Source organism: Rhizobium sp. 01T444, from assembly GCF_056398305.1.
In genome coordinates this window covers 1-553 of record NZ_JBFTPD010000352.1, presented here as the reverse complement: position 1 = coordinate 553, position 553 = coordinate 1, and the positions used below count along the sequence as shown (strand labels likewise).

Genomic DNA, 553 nt, shown 5'->3' with positions numbered 1-553 from the left:
CGTGGTGCCTCGCCTGGTCGAAGGCGACTGGACCGCCACCATGTGCMTGACCGAAGCCCACGCCGGCAGCGATCTTCGACAGCTGCGTACGCGTGCCGTGCAGCAGCCGGACGGAAGCTGGCGCATCACCGGCAGCAAGATCTTCATCTCSGGCGGCGACCACGACCTGACGGACAACATCCTGCACGTGGTGTTGGCCAAGGTGCCTGACGAGAACGGACGACTGCCCGAGGGGCTGTCCTCGGTGAACGCCTTCCTCGTGTCCGCGCGCCACATCGACCACGCGACCGGTGAGCTGGGCGAGCGCAACGGCGTGTCGGTCGCCTCCATCGAGCACAAGATGGGCATCGGCGGCAGCGCGACCTGCGTCATGAGCTTCGAGAACGCCGTGGGCTGGCGGCTCGCCGATTCGGGCCGCGAGGGCACATCGTCCAACATGGCCGGCATGTTCATGCTGATGAACACCGCCCGGGTCGGCACGGCCATGTCCGGTGTCGCGTATTCGGAGATCGCGCGCCAGAATGCCGCGGACTACGCGAGGCAGCGCCTGTCC

The 553-nt window shown here is 67.5% G+C and carries 1 protein-coding gene; it reads left to right on the top strand.

Annotation, left to right across the window (positions count from 1 at the left end; genetic code table 11):
* Positions 1 to 40: 40 nt before the first annotated feature.
* Positions 41 to 553, top strand: a 513-nt coding sequence (locus tag AC1DTN_RS38875) for an acyl-CoA dehydrogenase family protein (RefSeq protein ID WP_477925563.1), incomplete at its 3' end; no start/stop codon positions are given.